At 63.5% G+C, this 15,368-nt stretch carries 14 protein-coding genes; 10 read left to right on the forward strand and 4 right to left on the reverse strand.

The genetic code is table 11. The annotated features are described in order from the left end of the window. The first annotated feature begins 86 nt into the window (after window positions 1-86). On the forward strand, window positions 87-605 hold the full coding sequence (locus tag AC5O5I_RS01730; protein ID WP_172223012.1) for a glycine cleavage system transcriptional repressor: 519 nt from the start codon (window positions 87-89) through the stop codon (window positions 603-605). 245 nt (window positions 606-850) lie between these two features. Here the strand turns inward: AC5O5I_RS01730 and rarD are convergent, their stop codons facing one another. From rarD to AC5O5I_RS01750, 4 genes are all read right to left on the reverse strand, one after another. Continuing rightward, window positions 851-1,738 carry an EamA family transporter RarD gene (rarD, locus tag AC5O5I_RS01735; RefSeq protein ID WP_172287089.1) on the reverse strand — a complete coding sequence of 296 codons (888 nt, stop codon included), beginning with the start codon at window positions 1,736-1,738 and terminating at the stop codon, window positions 851-853. A gap of 64 nt (window positions 1,739-1,802) precedes the next feature. After that, entirely contained in the window at window positions 1,803-2,777 is a 975-nt protein-coding gene (locus AC5O5I_RS01740; protein WP_494511988.1) for a serine/threonine protein kinase, read from the reverse strand. 155 nt (window positions 2,778-2,932) lie between these two features. Next, entirely contained in the window at window positions 2,933-3,697 is a 765-nt protein-coding gene (locus AC5O5I_RS01745; RefSeq protein WP_172222985.1) for a TOBE domain-containing protein, read from the reverse strand. A gap of 166 nt (window positions 3,698-3,863) precedes the next feature. Continuing rightward, a complete protein-coding gene (locus tag AC5O5I_RS01750; RefSeq protein ID WP_172287090.1) occupies window positions 3,864-4,595 on the reverse strand; it encodes a ComFC family protein in 732 nt (243 codons plus the stop codon). A gap of 90 nt (window positions 4,596-4,685) precedes the next feature. Between AC5O5I_RS01750 and bioB the strand changes: the two genes are divergently transcribed. From bioB to AC5O5I_RS01795, 9 genes are all read left to right on the forward strand, one after another. Then, a complete protein-coding gene (bioB, locus tag AC5O5I_RS01755) occupies window positions 4,686-5,744 on the forward strand; it encodes a biotin synthase BioB (RefSeq protein WP_172222979.1) in 1,059 nt (352 codons plus the stop codon). A 1-nt stretch (window position 5,745) separates the two neighbouring features. Further along, window positions 5,746-6,918 (forward strand): 8-amino-7-oxononanoate synthase, encoded by a 1,173-nt coding sequence (bioF, locus tag AC5O5I_RS01760; protein WP_172287091.1) that lies wholly within the window; start codon window positions 5,746-5,748, stop codon window positions 6,916-6,918. After that, window positions 6,911-7,642: an alpha/beta fold hydrolase gene (locus AC5O5I_RS01765; RefSeq protein WP_494511989.1), complete on the forward strand. Its 732-nt coding sequence runs from the start codon at window positions 6,911-6,913 to the stop codon at window positions 7,640-7,642. The genes bioF and AC5O5I_RS01765 overlap by 8 nt, the downstream gene beginning before the upstream one ends. After that, window positions 7,635-8,453, forward strand: a complete 819-nt coding sequence (gene bioC, locus AC5O5I_RS01770) for a malonyl-ACP O-methyltransferase BioC (RefSeq protein WP_172222969.1) — start codon at window positions 7,635-7,637, stop codon at window positions 8,451-8,453. The genes AC5O5I_RS01765 and bioC overlap by 8 nt, the downstream gene beginning before the upstream one ends. A gap of 10 nt (window positions 8,454-8,463) precedes the next feature. Further along, the gene (gene bioD / locus AC5O5I_RS01775) at window positions 8,464-9,144 is read left to right on the forward strand and encodes a dethiobiotin synthase (RefSeq protein ID WP_172287092.1); all 681 of its coding nucleotides are present in this window, start codon (window positions 8,464-8,466) and stop codon (window positions 9,142-9,144) included. Window positions 9,145-9,374: 230 nt separating this feature from the next. After that, a complete protein-coding gene (locus tag AC5O5I_RS01780; protein ID WP_172225163.1) occupies window positions 9,375-9,671 on the forward strand; it encodes a pyrroloquinoline quinone biosynthesis protein PqqE in 297 nt (98 codons plus the stop codon). 286 nt (window positions 9,672-9,957) lie between these two features. Next, entirely contained in the window at window positions 9,958-11,763 is a 1,806-nt protein-coding gene (locus AC5O5I_RS01785) for a phenylacyl-CoA dehydrogenase (RefSeq protein WP_172225160.1), read from the forward strand. A 258-nt stretch (window positions 11,764-12,021) separates the two neighbouring features. Next, window positions 12,022-13,305, forward strand: coding sequence for a GGDEF domain-containing protein (locus AC5O5I_RS01790; protein ID WP_172225157.1), 1,284 nt, complete (start codon window positions 12,022-12,024; stop codon window positions 13,303-13,305). Window positions 13,306-13,429: 124 nt separating this feature from the next. Beyond that, window positions 13,430-15,208: an acyl-CoA dehydrogenase C-terminal domain-containing protein gene (locus tag AC5O5I_RS01795; protein WP_172225154.1), complete on the forward strand. Its 1,779-nt coding sequence runs from the start codon at window positions 13,430-13,432 to the stop codon at window positions 15,206-15,208. Window positions 15,209-15,368 lie beyond the last annotated feature (160 nt).

The raw sequence follows: 15,368 nt of genomic DNA on the forward strand, positions 1-15,368 counted from the left end.
CTGCGGCAGGTTGCCGCGCCTTGCCTATACTGAGTCGATCCCCCGATTTACTGCCGCACGGCGCGGTCCGACACGAGGAAGGGCTTGTGGATCATCTTGTACTGACTGTTATCGCCCCTGACAAGGCCGGCCAGGTCGAACGCATCGCCCAGTGCATCGCCGACCATAGTGGCAACTGGCTGGAGAGCCGCATGTCGCGCATGGCCGGGCAGTTCGCCGGCATCTTGCGGGTGGCGGTGCCGGCGGAAAATTATGATGAGCTGGTGAAGTCTTTGCAGGCGCTGGTCAAGCATGACATTCGCGTGCTGATTGCCGAGAGCGGGATCGAGCCGTCCTGTACCTGGAAGCCGATTGCCATGGAGCTGGTAGGGAACGACCGGCCGGGGATCGTGCGGGACATTACCCGGTTGCTGGCTGAGTTGCAGGTAAACGTCGAGAGGTTTTCCACAGAGGTGCGGCCTGCGCCGATGAGCAGTGAGCCGTTGTTTCACGCCGATGCATTGCTGGCGCTGCCGCTGACTTTGCCGCTGGATGAGCTGCAGCAGCGCCTGGAGAGCCTGGCGGATGACTTGATGGTGGAGTTGCAGCTGCGTCCGGAGGATTGACCGGAATTGACGGGGCTCCAGGCAGCACGTGGGGTTATCCCGATATTACGGGGAAGGCCCTGTGGATAACCTGGGGGTGTACCCCTCCAGGCCACGCAACATGTGGCTTGCAGAGATATGATCAAAAAACACCCAACAATCAGCAGCTTGTGCACAAAGCACGGGGATCAGGGTGTGGATAACCTATGGAGATGTGTCTGCAGGCCATGAATTACCTGGCCTGCAGAGTTTTGATCATTTAATGATCAGCTGCGCTTGCGCAAATTCCACCACGCATCGACGCTGTAAACCGCCAGACCTGCCCAGATGAACATGAACGCCACCAAGGTGCTGGGCGACAAGTGCTCATCGAACAGCAGCACCGCCTGCAGCAGCACCAGGGTCGGCGCCAGGTATTGCAGGAAGCCCAGGGTGGTGTACGGCAGGTGCCGCGCAGCGGCGTTGAAGCACACCAGCGGTATCAGGGTCACAGGCCCCGCAGCCATCAACCACAGCGCTTCGCTGTTGGTATAGAACGCGCCCTGGGCACTCATCGCCGTCGGATGCAGCAACAGCCAGCCGATCGCCAGGGGTACCAGCATCCAGGTTTCCACCACCAGGCCCGGCAACGCCGCCACCGGTGCCTGCTTGCGGATCAGCCCATAGAAGCCGAAGCTCAGCGCCAGCACCAGCGACACCCAGGGCAGGCTGCCCACTTGCCATACCTGCTGGGCCACGCCCACGGCTGCCATGGCTACCGCCAGCCACTGCAGGCGGCGCAGGCGTTCGCCAAGAATCAGCATGCCCAGCAGCACGTTGATCAGCGGGTTGATGTAGTAGCCCAGGCTGGCCTCGAGCATGCGACCATTGTTCACAGACCAGACATAGGTCAGCCAGTTACCGGCGATCAGCGTCCCGCTCAGGGCCAGGATAGCCAGGCGGCGCGGGTTGTCGCGCAGTTCACGCCACCAGCCAGGATGCTTCCACACCAGCAGCAGCAGTGAGCCGAACAGTGCCGACCAGAGTACCCGGTGGACAATGATTTCCACCGCCGGGACGCTCTGGATTGCCTTGAAGTACAGGGGGAACAAACCCCAGATGATGTAGGCGCTGAGGCCCAGAATGTACCCGCGACGCGGGTTTGCGGCGTGCATGCAGAATCCTTGCTTAGGTAGCTAAATAACCCGACGCCTATTGTAGACAGAGGCGGGCAAGCTTCTAGAACAATTTCAGCGGCGGCTCATCCAGTGCGGCCATTTGTTCGCGTAGCGCGAGAATCTGGTCGCCCCAGTAACGTGGCTGGCCGAACCAGGGGAAGCTGGGCGGGAACGCAGGGTCATCCCAGCGCCGTGCCAGCCAGGCGCTGTAGTGCAACTGGCGCAGGGCGCGCAGGGGCTCGATCAGGGCCAGTTCGCGCGGGTCGAAATCGTGGAACTCGTTGTAGCCGTCGATCAGCTCGGCCAGTTGCCCCAGGCGTTCCTCGCGGTTACCGGCCAGCATCATCCACAGGTCCTGCACCGCCGGGCCCATGCGGCAGTCGTCGAGGTCGACCACGTGGTAAACCTCGTCGCGGTGCATCAGGTTGCCGGGGTGCAGGTCTCCGTGCAGGCGCATCACCTTGTGCGGGGTGCGGGCATAAGCGTCGTCGACACGCTTTAGCAGGTCGCGTGCAACCGACTCGTAGGCGGGCAGCAGTTCGCGCGGGACGAAGTTGCCATCCAGCAGGGTATTCAGCGAAGCATGGCCGAAGTTGTCCACAGCCAGCGCTTCGCGGTGTTCGAAAGGCCGTGTGGCGGCCACGGCATGCATGCGGCCAAGCAACTGGCCCAGGCGGTAGAGCTGGTCGAGGTTGCCCGGTTCAGGTGCATGCCCGCCGCGGCGGGGGAACAGGGTGAAGCGAAAGCCCTGGTGCTCGAACAGGGTGCGGCCCTCGTGCAGCATGGGGGCAACTACCGGCACTTCGCAGTCGGCGAGCTCGGCGGTGAAACGGTGTTCTTCGAGGATCGCTTCATCGCTCCAGCGGCCAGGCCGGTAGAACTTGGCGATCAGCGGTTGCGAGTCTTCGATGCCTACCTGGTAAACCCGGTTCTCGTAGCTGTTCAGCGCCAGCACCCGGGCATCACTGAGAAAGCCCACGCTTTCGACGGCGTCCAGGACCAGATCGGGAGTGAGGGTGGCGAACGGGTGGGACATGGGAACTCCAGGGGAAGACAGCGTGGAGGCCATGGTAGCGCGTTATACCTGTGCCGGCCTCTTCGCGGGTAAACCCGCTCCCACAGGGATCGCATCAGGGCTTACAGGTGCGATCCCTGTGGGAGCGGGTTTACCCGCGAAGAGGCCGGCACAGGCTAAGCAGGAACCCCGATCAACACATAAGAGGGCTGAAACTGTACCCGTACCGCGCAGCCATCCACCACCCGCTGGCCTGCCAGCCAATCCGCCTCGGCAATGGCACACAACGTCTGCCCATTGCCCAGCGCCAGCCTGACTTCACTGGGCCCGTCGACCTCTGCCAGTATTTCCTCCACCGTCGCACGCAGGCAATTGCTGCCCACCTCGGGCTCTTCCCCCTCCGCCAGCAAACGCACCCACCCCGCCTTGAGCAGCGCCACCACCATGCTGCCCAGCGTCAACTCCAGCCGTGCAGTGCTGTCCTGGGTGATCAACGCATCGATCACCAGGCCACCGCCCAATGCCAGGCTCACCCGGTCATACCGTCCTTCACGGTTCAGCCCGCTGACCTGGCCCTGCAGCTGATTGCGCGCACTGGTGCGCAACATCAGCCGGCCGAGCAGATCAAGGTCACTGGATTCTTCGGCGGCTTCGAGAAACTGCGCCTGCAACGACTGCAGCCGCTGATACAGGCGCAGCACCCGCTCGCCTTCCGGCGACAAGCGCGCACCACCACCGCCCCGACCGCCCGTGCTGCGCTCCACCAGCGGCTGGCTGGCCAGGTTGTTGAGCTCGTCGATGGCATCCCAGGCTGCCTTGTAGCTGATGCCGGCAGCCTTGGCGGCGCGGGTGATCGAGCCCTGTTCGGCAATGTGCTGCAGCAGCGCGATGCGCTGGGGGCGGCGGGATATGTGTTGGGTAAGGGGGGTGGGTAGGGGCATGGGTAGTCTGTTGGTGTTGGGCCTGAGGGTGGATAGTGTGTAGGAGCGGCCTTGTGTCGCGAAAGGGGCGCGAAGCGGCCCCACGGTTTCTGCCCGGGCAGAGATCGCTGGGGCTGCTGCGCAGCCCGATCGCGACACAAGGCCGCTCACAGAGCGATGCGCACGCTCATACATAGCCAGGCTTGGGCGTACGCGCCAGGCAGTACACATCAACCCTTTGCGCCCCGGCCTTGCGCAGCACCTCGGCGATGGCCTGTACAGTCGCACCGGTGGTCAGCACATCATCGACGAGGGCGACATGCCTGCCTTGCAGATCACCCATCAGCGCAAAGGCCTGGCGCAAATTGCGCCGCCGTGCCTGGGCATCCAGGCGCTGCTGCGCGGGCGTCTCCCGCGTGCGCAGGAGTATGCGCTGGTCGCCGGGGATCCCGAGTTGTGACGACAGCCATCGCCCCAGCATCCCGGCCTGGTTGAACCCCCGCTCACGCAGTCGACGCCTGGCCAGGGGCACAGGCAACAGCAGGTCGGGGCGCGGCAGCCCCTCTGCAAAGCGGTGCAAAAGCCCATGCCCGAGCAATTCGGCCATCAATCGCCCCAGCGGCCATTGGCGGTTGTGTTTGAAACGACTGATCAGGGTGTCCACTGGAAAGCCGAAATGCCACAGCGCTATCACCTGGTCGAACGCAGGTGGTCGACGGCAGCACTGCGCACAGGTGAGTCCGGCCATAGGCAAGGGCAGAGCGCAGCGGGTGCATTGATCGCCCAGCCAAGGCAGCGCCTGTTCGCAGGCAACGCAGACTGGGTAGATCTGCCCGGCAGGCTCGTCACATAACAAGCACGACTGATTAATAAGTGACCACTTGTAAACCAGTCGTTTCAAGTGCGGTTGACAGTTCATAGGGCTTCCATGACTATGCGAGCTATCCGTGATGCGCTGGCGGGCTTTCCCTGTCCCGGCGCCAGCTTCAGCCTACACAAGGAAACGCCGATGAGCGCCAGCACAACTGCAACAACACGTCACGACTGGTCCCTGGCCGAGGTCAAGGCGCTGTTCCAGCAACCGTTCAATGACTTGCTGTTCCAGGCGCAGACCGTGCACCGCGCGCATTTCGACGCTAACCGCGTGCAGGTGTCGACCCTGCTGTCGATCAAGACTGGCGCCTGCCCGGAAGATTGCAAATATTGTCCGCAGTCCGGCCACTACAACACCGGGCTGGAAAAACAGAAGCTGATGGAAGTGCAGAAGGTGCTGGAAGAAGCCGCCCGCGCCAAGGCCATCGGTTCTACGCGCTTCTGCATGGGCGCGGCCTGGAAGCACCCGTCGGCCAAGGACATGCCCTACGTGCTGGAGATGGTCAAAGGGGTGAAGGCCATGGGCCTGGAAACCTGCATGACCCTCGGCAAGCTCGATCAGGAGCAGACCGCCGCGCTGGCCCAGGCTGGCCTGGACTACTACAACCACAACCTCGACACCTCGCCGGAGTTCTACGGCAGCATCATCACCACCCGCACCTACAGCGAGCGCCTGCAGACCCTGGCCTACGTTCGCGATGCGGGGATGAAGATCTGCTCGGGCGGCATCCTCGGCATGGGCGAGTCGCTGGACGACCGCGCCGGCCTGCTGATCCAGCTGGCCAACCTGCCAGAGCACCCGGAATCGGTGCCGATCAACATGCTGGTCAAGGTTGCCGGCACGCCGTTGGCCGAGGAAGAAGACGTCGACCCGTTCGATTTTATCCGCATGCTGGCGGTAGCCCGCCTGCTCATGCCCAAGTCGCATGTACGCCTGTCGGCCGGCCGCGAACAGATGAACGAACAGATGCAGGCATTGGCCTTCATGGCTGGCGCCAATTCGATCTTCTACGGCGAAAAACTGCTGACTACTGCCAACCCGCAGGCCGACAAGGACATGCAACTGTTCGCGCGCCTGGGCATCAAGCCCGAAGCGCGTGAAGAACACGCCGACGAAGTGCACCAGGCAGCCATCGAGCAGGCGCTGGTCGAGCAGCGCAGCAGCGAGATGTTCTACAACGCCGCGTCGGCCTGAGATGGCCTTCGACCTGGCGACGCGCCTGGCCGAACGGCGCGCCGCAGACCTGTATCGGCAGCGACCGTTGCTGGAAAGCCCGCAGGGGCCGGAAGTAGTGGTTGATGGTCAGCGTTTGCTGGCCTTCTGCAGCAATGACTACCTCGGCCTGGCCAACCACCCCGAGGTGGTCGCCGCCTGGCAGGCCGGTGCCGAGCGCTGGGGTGTCGGCGGCGGTGCCTCGCACCTGGTGATCGGCCATAGCACCCCGCACCACCAGGTTGAAGAGGCGCTGGCCGAGCTCACCGGGCGCCCGCGTGCGCTGCTGTTCTCCACGGGCTACATGGCCAACCTGGGCGCCATCACCGCGCTGGTGGGGCAGGGTGACACCGTGCTGCAAGACCGTCTCAACCATGCCTCGCTGCTGGATGGCGGGCTGCTTAGCGGTGCCCGCTTCAGCCGCTATCTGCACAACGACCCGGTCAGCCTGGCCAGCCGCCTGGACAAGGCCGTCGGCAATACCCTGGTGGTCACCGACGGCGTGTTCAGCATGGATGGCGACCTGGCCGACCTGCCGGCGCTGGCCGAAGTCGCCCGTGCCCGCGGCGCCTGGCTGATGGTCGACGATGCCCATGGCCTGGGCACCCTAGGCGCCCAGGGCGGCGGTATTGTGGAGCACTTTGGCCTGGGGCTGGAGGATGTGCCCGTGCTGATCGGCACGCTGGGCAAGGGCTGCGGTACTGCCGGCGCCTTTGTTGCCGGCAGTGAAGAGCTGATCGAGGCGCTGGTGCAGTTCGCCCGCCCGTACATCTACACCACCAGCCAGCCACCGGCACTGGCCTGCGCCACGCTCAAGAGCCTGGAGCTGCTGCGCCGTGAAACCTGGCGCCGGGAACACCTGGCGGCGTTGATTCGCCAGTTCCGCGCAGGCGCGCAGCAGATCGGGCTGCAATTGATGGACAGTCCGACACCGATCCAGCCAATCATGATCGGTGACAGCGCGCAGGCCTTGCGCCTGTCACGCATGTTGCGCGAGCGCGGGCTGCTGGTGACCGCCATCCGCCCGCCTACCGTGCCGGCTGGCAGCGCGAGGCTGCGAGTTACGCTGAGCGCCGCGCACAGCGAAGCGCAGGTGCAGCTATTGTTGAATGCATTGGCCGAGTGTTATCCACAACTGGAGAACGCCGATGCGTAATCGACTTGTTCTACTGCCCGGCTGGGGCCTGGGCACTGCTTCCCTGGAGCCGCTGGCGGCCAGCCTGCGCGCCCAGGACGCACGCCTGCAGGTGGAGCTGATGCCGCTGCCGGAACTTGCCCACAGCGATGTCGAGGCTTGGCTCGACCACCTTGATCGCAAGCTGCCGAGCGATGTCTGGCTGGGTGGCTGGTCGCTCGGCGGCATGCTGGCTACTGCGCTGGCGCGCAAACGCGGTGACCACTGCTGCGGCCTGCTGACCTTGGCCAGCAACCCCAGTTTCGTCGCCCGCCCGGACTGGCCCCACGGCATGGCCGAAGACACCTTCGGCACCTTCCTCGACGGCTGCCGCAGCCATCCCCAGGTCACCCTCAAGCGTTTCCGCAGCCTGTGCAGCGATGGCGCCCTGCAGCCGCGCACGTTGTTGCGCCAGCTGGGTGTGGGGGTACCTGACACCGACCCGCTGTACTTGGCCACTGGCCTGGAAGTGCTGGCCAAGCTGGATACCCGCGAAGCCCTTCAGGCCTACCCCGGGCCGCAACTGCACCTGTTTGCCGGCAGCGATGCGCTGGTGCCGGCAGAGGCGGCAAAGGCATTGAGCGAGTTGTTGCCCGATGTGGAAGTGGGCCTGGTCGAAGACAGTTCCCACGCGTTCCTGCTGGAGTACCCACAGGAGCTGGCGTCGGGCATCAAGATTTTCCTGCATGAGAGTGGCGATGACTGATCTATCCCGTCCGACCCTGCCCGGCGCGCTACCCGACAAGCGCCAAGTGGCTGCTTCGTTCTCCCGCGCTGCGGCCAGCTACGACAGCGTGGCGGCGTTGCAGCGGGCTGTGGGCCTGCACTTGCTCGAGCAATTGCCGCAGGGCCTGCAGCCGTCGCGCTGGTTGGACCTGGGCAGCGGCACCGGTCATTTCAGCCGGGCCCTGGCCGAGCGGTTCGTGCAAGCCAGCGGTGTGGCGGTGGATATCGCCGAAGGCATGTTGTGCCATGCCCGCAACGAACAAGGTGGGGCGCACTACCACGTGGTCGGTGACGCCGAGCGTTTGCCACTGCGTGATGTCAGCGTCGACCTGGTATTCAGCAGCCTGGCCGTGCAATGGTGCGACCAGTTCGCCAGCGTGCTGGCAGAAGCCCTGCGCGTGTTGCGCCCGGGTGGTGTGCTGGCCTTCAGCAGCCTGTGCGTGGGCACCCTCGACGAGCTGCGCGCAAGCTGGCAGAAGGTGGATGGCCTGGTGCACGTGAACCGCTTCCGACGTTTCGAGGACTACCAACGCCTGTGCGCAGCCAGTGGCTTCGAACCACTTGGGCTGCAGCGTTGCCCGCATGTGCTGCACTACCCGGATGTGCGCAGCCTGACCCACGAGCTGAAGGCCCTCGGTGCGCATAACCTGAACCCTGGGCGGCCTTCCGGCCTCACCGGCCGGGCCCGTATGCAGGGCCTGTTGCAGGCCTATGAGGCATTTCGCCAGCCAGAGGGGCTGCCAGCCACCTATCAGGTGGTCTATGGTGTGTTGCGCAAGCCACAGGCGTAAGGGGAGCGAGATGAACCAGGCCTATTTCATTGCCGGTACCGACACCGATGTCGGCAAGACCACCATTGCAGCGGGATTGCTGCATGCAGCGCGCTTGCAGGGGATGAGCACGCTGGGGGCCAAGCCGGTCGCTTCCGGCTGCACGATGACGGCGAAGGGACTACGAAACAGCGATGCCCAGGCGCTGATCGATGAAAGCTCGATCAAACTGCCCTACGAGCAGGTCAACCCGTTTGCCTTCGAACCGGCCATTGCCCCGCATGTAGCGGCCCGCGAGGCCGGGGTGACGCTTGGCGTGACGCCGCTGCTGGCGGCGATGCGCAATGTGCTGGATCAACGGGCCGACTTCACCCTTATCGAGGGGGCTGGCGGCTGGCGTGTGCCGCTGGCTGGCCTGGAGAACTTGTCCGATCTGGCCGTCGCCTTGGACTTGCCGGTGATCCTGGTAGTAGGGGTGCGGCTGGGTTGTATCAGCCATGCCTTGCTGAGCGCCGAGGCGATTGCGCGGGATGGCTTGCAGTTGGCGGGTTGGGTGGCGAACATCATCGAGCCCCGTACCTCGCGCCTGGAAGAAAACCTGGCCAGCCTGGCCGAGCGTCTGCCAGCGCCTTGCCTGGGGCGGGTGCCCAAGCTGAAGCAGGCCAGCGCAGACATGGTGGCCGAGCACCTGCAGCTGGACCTGCTGGATTAGCCGTTTCCAAGCCTGGCCCTATCGCCGGCAAGCCAGCTCCCACAGGTACTGCACAAACCTCAAGGGTTGTGGAGGCCTTGTGGGAGCTGGCTTGCCGGCGATAGGGGCGGTGCAGGAATGCCCAAGGCCTATCAACTGGCACCAGGCCATTAGGGATTTAAACGGGCCTTTTTGCCTGTGGCCTGCTTTAATTGGGCCTGTTAGTCATCCAGCGTCAATGGAGTAATGACATGGAAATCACCGGTAGCTCCGCCTACTATGCCGGCCTGAGCGCGATCCAGTCCGGCCAGAACCGCATCGATCAGGCCGCCGGCCAGATCGCCAACACCAGCGCCGAACGTACCGCAACCAGCCAGTCCAGCGACTTCCAGGCCGAGCGCCTGCGCGCAGTTGACCGCAGCCAGCAGATGGACCTTGCCACCAGCACCGTGCAGATGGCGGTGGGCAAAACTGAAGTCGAGCTTGGCGCAAAGGTCGCCAAGGCATCCGACGAAATGCTCGGCCGGTTCATCGATACTTACGCCTGACGCAACCCCTCGAATCAAACACAGCCCCCTGTGGGAGCGGGCGTGCCCGCGAATGCGTCAGGTCAGGCACCTCAAGCGTCTGGCCGGGCCCTTTCGCGGGCACGCCCGCTCCCACCGGGGCAGCGGTTTTTCTGAGCTTGGCGTAAAAGCCATTTTTCGTGGCGTAAATGGCACTATAGTCCATCCTTGACATAAGTCCGTGCTAAACGTAAGTTTCAAACAACTGTTTGATCGACGGCCGCCCTGAGCTCGTCACCCCACGGAACTGACACAGAGGTTCACCGCAATGCCTGATTACAAAGCCCCCTTGCGTGATATCCGCTTCGTTCGCGACGAGCTGCTTGGCTATGAGGCGCACTATCAGAGCCTCCCGGGCTGCCAGGACGCAACGCCGGACATGGTCGATGCGATCCTCGAAGAAGGCGCCAAGTTCTGTGAGCAGGTGCTGTCCCCGCTGAACCGTGTCGGTGATCTGGAAGGCTGCACCTGGAGCGAGTCCGGGGTTAAAACCCCGACTGGCTTCAAGCAAGCCTACGAGCAGTTTGTCGAAGGCGGCTGGCCGAGCCTGGCGCACGACGTCGAGCATGGCGGCCAAGGCTTGCCAGAGTCCCTGGGCCTGGCGCTGAGCGAAATGGTCGGCGGTTCGAACTGGTCGTGGGGTATGTACCCAGGCCTGTCGCACGGCGCGATGAACACCATTTCCGCGCACGGTACCGAAGAGCAGCAGCACACCTACCTGACCAAGCTGGTATCCGGCGAGTGGACCGGCACCATGTGCCTGACCGAGCCACACTGCGGCACCGACCTGGGCATGCTGCGCACCAAGGCCGAGCCACAGGCTGACGGCAGCTACAAAGTCTCGGGCACCAAGATCTTCATTTCGGCCGGTGAGCACGACATGGCCGATAACATCGTCCATATCGTCCTGGCCCGCCTGCCGGACGCACCGGCCGGCACCAAGGGTATTTCGCTGTTCATCGTGCCGAAGTTCCTGCCCAACGCCGAAGGCGGCGTGGGCGAGCGCAACGGCGTGAGCTGCGGCTCGCTCGAGCACAAGATGGGTATCCACGGCAACGCCACCTGCGTGATGAACTTCGACAGCGCCACTGGCTACCTGATCGGCCCGGCCAACAAGGGCCTGAACTGCATGTTCACCTTCATGAACACTGCGCGTCTGGGCACCGCTCTGCAGGGCCTGGCGCACGCCGAAGTGGCCTTCCAGGGTGGCCTGAAATACGCCCGTGACCGCCTGCAGATGCGTTCTCTGACTGGCCCGAAAGCGCCGGACAAGGCCGCCGACCCGATCATCGTGCACCCGGACGTGCGCCGCATGCTGCTGACCATGAAGGCGTTCGCCGAAGGCAACCGTGCCATGGTGTACTTCACTGCCAAGCAGGTGGACATCGTCAAGTACAGCCAGGACGAAGAAGAGCGCAAGAAGGCTGACGCCCTGTTGGCCTTCCTCACTCCGATCGCCAAGGCGTTCATGACCGAAGTCGGCTTCGAGGCTGCCAACCACGGCGTACAGATTTACGGCGGCCATGGCTTCATCGCCGAGTGGGGCATGGAGCAGAACGTGCGCGACAGCCGCATTTCCATGCTGTACGAAGGCACCACTGGCATCCAGGCGCTGGACCTGCTCGGTCGTAAGGTGCTGATGACCCAGGGCGAGGCGCTGAAGGGCTTCACCAAGATCGTGCACAAGTTCTGCCAGGCACAGGAAGGCAATGCCACGCTCAAGGAGTTCGTCGAGCCACTGGCGGCGATCAACAAGGAGTGGGGCGAACTGACCATGAAAGTGGGCATGGCCGCGATGAAGGACCGCGAGGAAGTGGGTGCGGCCTCGGTCGACTACCTGATGTATTCCGGTTACGCCTGCCTGGCCTACTTCTGGGCCGATATCGCCCGCCTGGCGGCCGAGAAACTGGCAGCCGGCACCAGCGAAGAGGCCTTCTACACCGCCAAGCTGCAGACTGCGCGCTTCTACTTCCAGCGTATCCTGCCGCGTACCCGTACGCATGTGGTGACCATGCTGTCGGGTGCCAGCAACCTGATGGACATGGACGAAGAAAGCTTCGGCCTGTCGTACTGATCCACCCGCTGTAGCCAAAACCCGCCTGCCTTCATCGGCAGGCGGGTTTTGTGCGTTTTGGGGCCGCTGTACGGCCCATCGCCGGCAAGCCAGTTCCCACAGGAATCAAGGTGGCCTGAAAGGCAGTGCAGTACCTGTGGGAGCTGGCTTGCCGGCGATGAGGCCATCTGATCCAACCGCAAATTCAACTGTTCATGTGCACTGCCGATGAAGTATGGGCACAATGCCATCATTGATCTGCCGGGTTGGAGATTACCCTTGTTTCGTTTTAATGCTGTTCGGGCAAGCCATTTTCTGCCTTCGCTGTTCTTGTTGCTGGCAGGGCTTGCCGCAGCCTACGTTAGAGACCTCAGTGTCTTTTTCACTTCGCTGTTCAATGTACTACCCACCTTGGTCCTGCTGCTGGGCGGCGCTTACTGTGCGGTTTACCGGCGCCAGCGGGAGCTGTTCCTGATGCTCACGGTGTACATCGCCTACTTCCTGCTCGACGCCCAGACCGACTTCTACCGGGATCACGGCCGCGTGCGCGAGGACGCGGCGGTAATCTTCCATCTGGTGTGCCTGCTGCTGCCGGCCCTGTTCGGGTTGTACGGGGCCTGGCAGGAGCGTACCCACCTGCTGCAGGACCTGGTTGCCCGCGGCGCCGTGCTGTTTGCCGTGGGCAGCGTGGCGGTAGCCCTGGAGCAAAGCTACCCGCAGGCGCTGCTGAGCTGGTTGGCGGAGATCCGCTGGCCGGCCTTGCATGGCCAGTGGATGAGCCTTATCCAGCTGGTCTACCCGATGTTCATTGTCGTGTTCATCCTGCTGGTGGTGCAGTACCTGCGTGCACCACGGCCACTGCACGCCGCGCAAGTGACGGGCTTGCTGGGCATTTTCTGGATGCTGCCGCAAACGTTCATCCTGCCGTTCACCCTGAACATCATGTGCAGCCAGGTGATGCTGATGATCGCTGCGGCGGTAGCGCATGAGGCCTACCAGATGGCCTTCCGCGACGAGTTGACCGGCCTGCCCGGGCGGCGCGCACTGAACGAGCGCATGCAGCGCCTGGGGCGCAATTATGTGATCGCGATGACCGATGTCGACCATTTCAAGAAATTCAACGACACCCATGGCCACGACGTCGGCGACCAGGTGTTGCGCCTGGTTGCCAGCCGCCTGGCCAAGGTTACCGGCGGTGGTCGCGCCTATCGCTATGGCGGCGAAGAGTTCGCCCTGGTGTTCGCCGGCAAGACCGCCGAGGAATGCGTGCCGCACGTGGAAGCCGCGCGCGAACTGATCGCCAACTACGTGATGCACCTGCGCGACCAGCATAGCCGCCCGCAGGATGATGCAGCCGGGCGTCAGCGGCGGGCCGGCAGCGCTGGGGGGACAGTTTCGGTCACCATCAGTATTGGCGTGGCCGAGCGCCAGATCGACCATCGCAACCCCGAGGCCGTGTTGAAATCCGCCGATCAGGCGCTGTACAGCGCCAAGGGCGCGGGGCGCAATTGTGTCATGGTGCATGGGCAACAATCGCAGCGTGGAGCAGTACGTACGGCGTGACCGAAACGGACCATGCGGTCTATTGATGACCCTATGTCTCGTAAAAGTTGTTCGGTTACACTGCCAGTAACCCCAGTGTCGCGGTTCTCCGAGACCGCGCCGACCCGATTAGCGAGAGGTTGTCATGGCTGACTATAAAGCGCCGCTGCGCGACATGCGCTTCGTACTGAATGAAGTCTTCAACGTGGCCGAGCAGTGGGCGCAGTTGCCCGGGCTGGCCGAGGTTGTCGATGCCGAAACAGCCATGGCTGTGCTGGAAGAAGCCGGCAAGGTCACCGCCAGGTCCATCGCGCCGCTCAGCCGCGCCGCCGATGAAGAGGGCTGCCACTGGGAAAACGGCGCGGTGCGCACACCGGCCGGTTTCATCGAGGCCTACAACACCTACGCCGAAGGCGGCTGGGTAGGCGTGGGTGGCGACCCGTTGTTTGGCGGCATGGGCATGCCCAAGGCCATCTCGGCGCAGGTCGAGGAAATGGTCAATGCTTCCAGCCTGGCATTCGGCCTGTACCCGATGCTGACCGCCGGTGCCTGCCTGTCCATCAATGCCCATGCCAGCGAGGCACTGAAGGAACAGTATCTGCCAAACATGTATGCCGGCGTGTGGGCCGGCTCCATGTGCCTGACCGAGCCGCATGCCGGCACCGATCTGGGCATCATCCGCACCAAGGCCGAGCCCCAGGCCGATGGCAGCTACAAGGTCAGCGGCACCAAGATATTCATTACCGGTGGCGAGCACGACCTCACCGAGAACATCATTCACCTGGTGCTGGCCAAGCTGCCGGATGCCCCGGCCGGGCCGAAAGGCATTTCGCTGTTCCTGGTGCCGAAATTGCTGGTCAACGCAGACGGTAGCCTGGGCGCACGCAACCCGGCCACCTGTGGTTCGATCGAGCACAAGATGGGCATCCAGGCCTCGGCCACGTGTGTGATGAACTTCGACGAAGCGGTCGGCTACATCGTCGGCGAGCCGAACAAGGGCCTGGCGGCCATGTTCACCATGATGAACTACGAGCGCCTGGGCGTTGGCATCCAGGGCCTGGCGTCTGCCGAGCGCTCCTACCAGAACGCCGTGGACTACGCTCGCGACCGCCTGCAAAGCCGTGCCCCGACAGGCCCGCAGGCCAAGGACAAGGCCGCGGACCCGATCATCGTGCACCCCGATGTGCGGCGCATGTTGTTGACCATGAAAGCGCTGATCGAGGGTGGCCGAGCGTTCTCCACCTACGTGGCGATGCAGCTGGACAGTGCCAAGTACAGCGAAGACGCCATCGTGCGCAAACGCAGCGAAGAACTGGTGGCGCTGCTGACGCCGGTGGCCAAGGCGTTCCTGACCGACCTGGGCCTGGAGTGCACGGTGCACGGCCAGCAAGTGTTCGGCGGGCATGGTTACATCCGGGAGTGGGGCCAGGAGCAGCTGGTGCGTGACGTGCGGATCACCCAGATCTACGAAGGCACCAACGGTATTCAGGCCCTGGACCTGATGGGCCGCAAGGTAGTGGCCAGTGGCGGGGCGTACTACAAGCTGTTCTCCGAAGAGATTCGCCAGTTCATTGCCAGTGCAGGGAGTGAGTTGCAGGAATTTGCCAAGCCACTCGGCGCTTCGCTCGACAAGCTCGACGGGTTGACCGAGTGGGTGCTGCAGCAGGCCAAGGGCAACCCGAATGAGATCGGCGCGGCTTCGGTCGAGTACCTGCATGCCTTTGGCTATGTCGCCTACGGCTATATGTGGGCGCTGATGGCTCGCGCGGCGCAGGCTGGCGAGGGGGATGAGGGCTTCTATTCGGGCAAACTGGGCACGGCGCGGTTCTACTTTGCGCGGTTGCTGCCAAGGGTGGATTCGCTGGTGGCTTCGGTGCAGGCAGGCAGCGAGTCACTGTTCCTGCTGGACGCCGAGCAGTTCTGACACTTCGGCGGATTTGCGAGTGAATCCCCCTGTGTAAGCTTTTTCCTACACGCCGTGGTGACTTTTCACCACTGTTCTCAGATTGGATCCACGGTTAATCTTTACCACATGGACGTTGCGCAGGAAGCGCAAAGGACAGATCAAGGATGACGACGAAGGA

The sequence above is a fragment of the Pseudomonas sp. 9_2_1 genome, assembly GCF_059295275.1.